The following is a 620-nucleotide window of genomic DNA, read 5'->3' as shown; positions in this document are numbered from 1 at the left end:
GAAGAGCGAAGAATCTCTTATGGGTGTCTGCCTGATGAAAACGCACATTCGTGTTACCATCGCTGTTCTCGATATAGACTATCTTGTCACCGATAACATATACGCCAGGCCTGTAGCCGAGGAACTTTTTGTAGGTCGGTTTTGCATCATACTTCTCCGTTTCAAGGAACTGATGGTCAAAGTCAACATCGTATTCCTCAATTTCCTTCAACTCGCCTGTAGAAACCAAAGCGTTTATAAGCAATGTGTTGAGTTTGTCTGCAGTATTGAAATCATAGGTCTTGCCTTGGTCGGAAGTATAGGAGATGTTTTCCTGTGTCAGTTCCTTGATGGCTCTGAGGATGGTATCAGAGCTGCATGTACGAAGGGTAGGATGATACGAGAGATGGCGCATCAGTTGTGACGTTACATCTTCCACGCATGAGCCGCCACAGAAATAAACGCTCATCAGCGAACGGACTATCTCGCTGAACTGATATCCGAAGATACTGCTGCATCTCTGACCCAGTGTTGAGTCGATAACGGGTGAAAGCATGGAGTCAAATTTCTCCATGATTGAAAAAATTCCTCCAAAAGGTGTGAGTTTCTCAGATTTAATTTGTATTTTTGCCATGTCATAT

At 43.7% G+C, this 620-nt stretch carries 1 pseudogene; it reads right to left on the bottom strand.

The window, feature by feature from the left end:
* Positions 1–613, bottom strand: a pseudogene (locus tag EQG76_RS31480) (IS1380-like element IS612B family transposase); the annotation flags it as partial.
* Between the last annotated feature and the right edge of the window lie 7 nt (positions 614–620).

The organism is Geminicoccus flavidas, assembly GCF_009806515.1.
In the GTDB taxonomy this organism is placed as follows: domain Bacteria; phylum Pseudomonadota; class Alphaproteobacteria; order Geminicoccales; family Geminicoccaceae; genus Geminicoccus; species Geminicoccus flavidus.
This window is presented reverse-complemented; position numbering and strand designations above follow the sequence as displayed.